At 66.0% G+C, this 6,224-nt stretch carries 6 protein-coding genes; 4 read left to right on the forward strand and 2 right to left on the reverse strand.

All coding sequences use genetic code 11. The annotated features are described in order from the left end of the window. Nucleotides 1-502: DUF6975 family protein (locus ACFE71_RS14355; protein WP_375429446.1), on the reverse strand; the 502-nt coding region annotated here is incomplete at its 3' end. A gap of 271 nt (nt 503-773) precedes the next feature. Here ACFE71_RS14355 and ACFE71_RS14360 point away from each other — a divergent pair. The 4 genes from ACFE71_RS14360 to ACFE71_RS14375 all read left to right on the forward strand — a co-directional run bounded on the left by ACFE71_RS14360 (nt 774) and on the right by ACFE71_RS14375 (nt 4,645). After that, the gene (locus ACFE71_RS14360) at nt 774-1,385 is read left to right on the forward strand and encodes a hypothetical protein (RefSeq protein ID WP_375429447.1); all 612 of its coding nucleotides are present in this window, start codon (nt 774-776) and stop codon (nt 1,383-1,385) included. 7 nt (nt 1,386-1,392) lie between these two features. Then, entirely contained in the window at nt 1,393-2,790 is a 1,398-nt protein-coding gene (locus ACFE71_RS14365; RefSeq protein ID WP_375429448.1) for a terminase large subunit domain-containing protein, read from the forward strand. 119 nt (nt 2,791-2,909) lie between these two features. Beyond that, nucleotides 2,910-3,521 (forward strand): DUF4433 domain-containing protein, encoded by a 612-nt coding sequence (locus ACFE71_RS14370; RefSeq protein ID WP_375429449.1) that lies wholly within the window; start codon nt 2,910-2,912, stop codon nt 3,519-3,521. Between the two features lie 11 nt (nt 3,522-3,532). Continuing rightward, nucleotides 3,533-4,645: a macro domain-containing protein gene (locus ACFE71_RS14375; RefSeq protein WP_375429450.1), complete on the forward strand. Its 1,113-nt coding sequence runs from the start codon at nt 3,533-3,535 to the stop codon at nt 4,643-4,645. 216 nt (nt 4,646-4,861) lie between these two features. On the opposite strand, the gene rpoD is transcribed toward ACFE71_RS14375, so the two are convergent. Beyond that, nucleotides 4,862-6,224 (reverse strand): RNA polymerase sigma factor RpoD (rpoD, locus tag ACFE71_RS14380; RefSeq protein ID WP_375429451.1); only part of this gene is annotated, 1,363 nt, incomplete at its 5' end.

Below are 6,224 nucleotides of genomic sequence, written 5' to 3' on the forward strand. Positions count from 1 at the left end.
CGAGCGCCAGCGCCGCCGCCGCGCCCGTCGCCACCCCGACCCGGTCCGACCGGGCGAGCAGGCGGAACGCGTGGCGCTGCGCCCCCAGCGCCGAGTCGGTCGCCGCCTGTCCCGGCGTCGAAGGCAGCGGTCCCGCCACCGACACGGTGCGCGCCAGATGCCCGCGCTCATCCGCCAGCGCCGCCGCGAGCCCGGCGAGCCAGTTCCTCGCCTCCCCGGCCGCCGGATGCTCGCGCGCCTGGTCGGCCAGTCCCCGGTGCGCGCCGTGAACCGCGCAGAGCGCGTGGACGGCGTCGGCGAGGTCGACCCGGCGCGCCATCGACGCGTCGGCGCGCGACGGCTCCGGCGCTTCGACGCGTCGATCACCCCGATGCAATCCGCGCCGGTCGGCCGAGCACAGGCGGCGAAGATGGTCGTGGACGGCGCTGCCCTCGGCGTCGATCAGGGCCCGCACCCCGTTCCATGATTGCGCGCCGCGGTCGGCAACGAGGTGAAGAGCCATGAATCGTCCGTCCTGTCGCTGAGCCGCGTCCGCCCCGGGGATGGTCGCGGGCTCCGTTCTATACCCCTTGTCCTAAACAGCCCGCGTAAAGACCGGGTGTAGCCCATGTTAACCGCGCGGCAACCACGCGCCGATGGCGGCACCGTGCTGCCGGTCGCGTCGATGGATGCGGATGCGCCAGACCGACTCCTGAGAACCATATTGGTTGGTTATGCTTGACAAACCCGCTTATCTATGAACAAAAAGGGAACGGATTTGGGGGAGTCGAACAATGGCGGTAGACAAGCGGATGGAACGTCCGGCGAGGAAGCGCGCGCGCAAGCCGGCGGGACAGGGCGTGCGCGCGGCCGGCAAGAACGGGCCGCAGCTGGTAAAAACGGAGGGGAGCTATTGGACGGAGGAGGCCGAGGCCTTGTTCCTCGATCAGCTGGCCGCGAGCTGCAACGTCCGGACCGCGGCGGCGGCGATCGATTATACCACGGCGACGCTATACTGGCGGCGACGCCGCGATCCCGCGTTCGCCGAGCGGTGGCGGGCGGCGATGGAGCAAGGCTATATCAGGCTGGAGTCGCTGTTGCTCGAGGAGGCGGAGAACGCGTTGTCCGGCCGGATGCCGAATCCGGACCTGCCGATCCCCAGGATGACGGTCAGGGAGGCCATGGACCTGCTGCGGATGCACCAGGCCGCCGCGCGCGGCGCCGGTCCCCGGACCCCGGGACGACGGGCGGTGCCGCGTCCGCTGGCGGAGGTGCATGCCAGCATCCTAGCCAAGCTGTCGGCGATCGAGACGTCGCGCGCGGCGGCGGCCGGCATGGCGGGCGCGGTCGCCGCCGCCCGGGAGGACGCGGGCTTCGCGGACGCGGCGACCCGTGCCGAGGGCTAGGCCGCGCTTGCCGGCCGGGACCGACCTGGTCGAGCATCTGCTGACGAAGCCGGCGTCGGCGCGCGCGCGGAGCCTGCGGTTGCTGGGCGAGGTCGAGAGCGACGCGTTCGACCGAGGCTGGACCGCCTGGGCGCATGCCGGGCAGCGGTCGCCGGACGAGGCGTGGCGCGTGTGGGTGATGATGGCGGGGCGCGGGTTTGGCAAGACGCTGGCGGGCGCGAACTGGCTGGCCGACATCATCCGGGAAGGGCGCGAGCTTCGCGTGGCGCTGGTGGCCGCGACCATCGGGGAGGCGCGCAGCGTCATGGTGGAGGGCCATAGCGGGTTGCTGCGCGTGGCGGAGCCGTGGCTGGAAGACTGGAACCCCAGCCGGGGCGTGCTCCGTTTCCGCGGGGGGACCGAGGTCACCCTCTTCTCCGGCGCGAGCCCGGACAAGCTGCGCGGGCCTGAGCATCACCTCGCCTGGTGCGACGAGCTCGCCAAATGGGCGAAGCCGGGCGAGACCTGGGACAATCTCCAGCTCGGCCTGCGCGCGGGCGACCGTCCGCGCGCTCTGGTCACCACCACGCCGCGCCCCGGCCCGGTGCTTCGGCGAATCATGGCGGAGCCCGGTTGCGTGACGACGCGCGGCGGCACGCGCGACAACCCGCACCTCCCGCCCGCCTATCTCGGCACGATGGAGCGGCTATATGGCGGCACGCGCCTGGGGCTACAGGAACTGGAGGGCGAGCTGCTCGCGGAAGGCGGCGCGCTATGGACGCCCGAAACGCTGGAGGCGTGCCGGGCGTCGCTCCCCTCCCGCTCGCGGGAGGGGCTAGGGGAGGGACCGGACGGAACTGCGGGGGACACCGGCGAGTGTGGCGCATGCCCTCCCCCGACCCCTCTCGCGAGCGGGAGGGGAGAGTATGTCCGCATCGTCATCGGCGTCGACCCGCCCTCGGGCGACGGCACCTGCGGCATCGTCGCCTGCGCGCTGGACACGGACGGCGTCGGCCATGTCCTGGCCGACCACAGCGTCACCGCCCGCTCGCCCGAGGGTTGGGCGCGGACGGTCGCCGACGCCGCGCGCATCCACCGCGCGACCGGCGTGGTCGCCGAACGCAACCAGGGCGGCAAGATGGTCGCGGCCGTGCTGCGCGCCGCCGACGAGGCGCTTCGCGTCAAGCTGGTCCACGCCAGCGAAGGCAAGTCCGCGCGCGCCGACCCGATCGCGCTGTTGTTCGAGGCGCGCAAGATCCGCCTCCATGGCCGCTTCCCGGCGCTGGAGGCCGAACTCCTCGGCCTGGTCGCGGGCGCGCCGTACCAGGGACCGGGCACCAGCCCCGACCGCGCCGACGCGATGGTGTGGGCGCTGACCGAACTGATGCTGGGGTGGGCGGGGTTGCCGAGCGTTCGCAAATTATAAGCCGTCTTTGTTGTGTACGGCTTCCAGATATTTGGAAATAGGGATGTCCGGCGTTTGAACGCCAACATGCCGGCGACTTCGGTCAAGGCCATGGTTGACGTGGAATGTCGACTTCGTCGATGCTGCGCAATGTCATGGACCCGCGCATAACCGAACTTCATTGCATCATGCCGATCGCGAATTTGCCTTCGGTTCTGGCTAACGGAATCCTATCCTATGACCGCGCGGCGCGGTATCGACACTCGTCGGTGGCGCTTCAACCAGTTCAGGATCGGCGCGATCAGAAGCGCGTGCCTCAAGGCCTTCGGCTTCATCAATACGCGAACCTATACTTTCATGCGCGCAATCCCATGCTGTACAAGCGACGCGGCGAGACGGGAACGTTGTGCATACTGCGCGTATCGCTCGACGTGCTGGCTTTGCCGGGTGTTGTCATCACCGACAGCAATGCCGCCAGTGGTTACGTTCGGTTCCTAGACCCTATCCAATGGTCGCTGATCTGCTTCGACGACGTGCTCGCCGCGAGCTGGACTCATCCGGACGATGAAAGGCGACTTTATCAGCACAGATCCCGGAAGTGCGCGGAAGTGCTGGTGCCGCATCGTGTCCCGCCGGAGTGTATCGTGGGTGCGTTCGTGATCGACGCGGCTACGCGGACGCGACTGAGCGCGTCCGCCCCGGATTTACCGGCAGCAGTCGATCCTGTTATGTTCTTTCGTCCGAACCCGTGATAACGAGACCTATGTTCAAAGCCCTGATCGGAGACCTGTTCGTCAGCGAGGCCCAGACGCTCGTAAATACCGTCAATTGCGTCGGTGTGATGGGCAAGGGGGTGGCGCTGGAGTTCAAGAAGCGCTTCCCGCGTATGGCCAGCGATTATGCCGATCGTTGCGCGCGCGGGGATGTGCGATTGGGCGAGCCGTACCTTTACACGGACGAGACCGGCGTCAGGATTATAAGTTTCCCGACCAAGGGCCATTGGCGGTCGTCATCACGCTCTGCGGACATCGAGCGTGGACTCGAATATCTTGCACTCCGACTCACGGACTGGGAAGTCACAAGTCTGGCACTGCCGCCGCTCGGTTGCGGAAATGGCGGCCTGACTTGGTCTGAAATGGGACCTCTCATTTACGCTAAGCTTCACGGACTGCGGGCCGACATCGAGGTTTATGCGCCGTACGGTACGCCCAAGAGTGAGCTTACGGCCGAGTTCCTCCAGGCCCCCTCGCAGATGACCCTGACCGGCCAGGGCCTCAGAGCCACAAAACCCAATCCGAGTTGGATCGCCTTGATCGAGGTACTGCGCGAGCTTCAAGCGCAACCTTATGCCAATCCGGTCGGGCGTACGATCTTTCAGAAGATCGCTTACATTCTAACGGAGATGGGAGTGCCTACCGGTTTCGCCTTTGGCAAGGGCAGTTACGGTCCGTTCTCTGGAGACATGAAGGCGGCACTTCATGATTTCGCTAACCGCAACTGGCTTCAGGAGGCACCGCTGGGTAAGATGATCGCTTTTCGGGTCGGTCCACAGTATGAAAAGGATCGGCGCAAGCTGGGAACCGAACTCGAGCTGTACGGAAAAAGAGTCGATAAGACAGTCGACCTGTTCAGCCGCATCAAGACGACCGATCAGGCTGAAGAGGTCGCCACCATCATTTACGCTTGCCGAGCGATCAAGACGCGCAGGCCGGGGCGGACGGTGTCCGAGCAGGACATTCTGGATTATGTCCTAGACTGGAAGCCCTCTTGGGAGACTGCTGAGAAGCGTCACGTCGTGGCCGAGGCAATTCGAAACCTGGTTTTGCTCAACTGGGTGAAAGCCGATATCAGCGCGGATATGATCGAAGCAGCATAAAGTCGCTATGTCAGCGGCACTCACGATGCGTACCGTCCTCATCGCCATATCGCCGATCGCCGGGGCGTCATGGCCTGCGTCACGACCGTACGAAGTGACCGGATGGTCGAACGCCAAAGCTAGCGCAATTCCGTTCATAAATCGTTTGGATGGAATGGCACCGCGCTAATTGGGGCCGCTAAGCGGACGGCCGACTGGCCGTTTCGGCCTCACGACCTACTGATCTAGAAATGATCGCATCTTGCGCGACCGCGACGGGTGCTTCAGCTTGCGGAGCGCCTTGGCCTCGATCTGGCGGATGCGTTCGCGGGTGACGCTGAACTGCTGGCCGACTTCCTCGAGCGTGTGATCGGTGTTCATGCCGATCCCGAAGCGCATGCGCAGCACGCGTTCCTCGCGCGGGGTGAGCGACGCGAGGACGCGGGTGACCGTTTCCTTCAGGTTCGCCTGGATCGCGGCGTCGACGGGGATCACCGCGTTCTTGTCCTCGATGAAGTCGCCGAGGTGGCTGTCCTCCTCGTCGCCGATCGGCGTCTCGAGGCTGATCGGCTCCTTGGCGATCTTCATCACCTTGCGGACCTTCTCCAGCGGCATGGAGAGGCGCTCGGCCATCTCCTCGGGCGTGGGCTCGCGGCCCTGCTCGTGGAGGAACTGGCGGCTGGTGCGGACCAGCTTGTTGATCGTCTCGATCATGTGGACCGGAATGCGGATCGTGCGCGCCTGGTCGGCGATCGAGCGGGTGATCGCCTGGCGGATCCACCAGGTCGCGTAGGTCGAGAACTTGTAGCCGCGGCGGTACTCGAACTTATCGACCGCCTTCATCAGGCCGATATTGCCCTCCTGGATGAGATCCAGGAACTGCAGGCCGCGGTTCGTGTATTTCTTGGCGATCGAGATCACCAGCCGCAGGTTCGCCTCGACCATCTCCTTCTTGGCGATGCGCGCCTCGCGCTCGCCCTTCTGGACCATGTTGACGATCCGGCGGAACTCGGTAAGCGCCATGCCGGTCTGCTGCGTGATGTCGGCGATCTCGGCGCGGATGCGCTCGACCGCCTCGCCCTCGTTCGCAACGAACGCGGTCCACTTCTTGTCGACCTTGTTGACCGTCGCCAGCCAGTTCTCGTCGATCTCGTGACCGATATAGCGATCGAGGAAGTCCTTGCGCGGCACCTTGTGGCGCTCGGCGAGGCGCAGCATCTGGCCACCCAGCGCGGTCAGGCGACGGTTATAGGCATAGAGCTGATCGACCAGATATTCGATCTTGGCGTTGTGGAACTGGACGCTCTCGACCTCCGCCGTGAGTTCCTCGCGCAGCTTCTGGTATTTGCGCTCGTCGGCGGCGGACAGCTCGCCCCCCGCGCTCATCGCCTCGAGACGCGCGACCTGGACCTTCGAGAACTTCTTGTAGAGCGCGGTGATGCTGGCGAAGCGCTCGAGCGCCATCGGCTTGAGCTGTTCTTCCATCTGCGCGAGGCTGAGGGTGTTGTCCTCCTCCTCATCGTCCGACGGACGCGGAGCGCGACGCTCGGTCAGCTCGTCGTCCTCGTCCTCGGCGACGGGCGCTTCCTCGGGCTCGGCT

The organism is uncultured Sphingomonas sp. (assembly GCF_964237155.1).
Classification (GTDB): Bacteria; Pseudomonadota; Alphaproteobacteria; order Sphingomonadales; family Sphingomonadaceae; genus Sphingomonas.

What these genes read in the sequence shown, in the direction of transcription:
- ACFE71_RS14360 (WP_375429447.1), top strand. Translation starts at nt 774, where the DNA reads ATGGCGGTAGACAAGCGGATGGAACGTCCGGCGAGGAAGCGCGCGCGC.
- ACFE71_RS14370 (WP_375429449.1), top strand. Translation starts at nt 2,910, where the DNA reads ATGCTGCGCAATGTCATGGACCCGCGCATAACCGAACTTCATTGCATC.
- ACFE71_RS14375 (WP_375429450.1), top strand. Translation starts at nt 3,533, where the DNA reads ATGTTCAAAGCCCTGATCGGAGACCTGTTCGTCAGCGAGGCCCAGACG.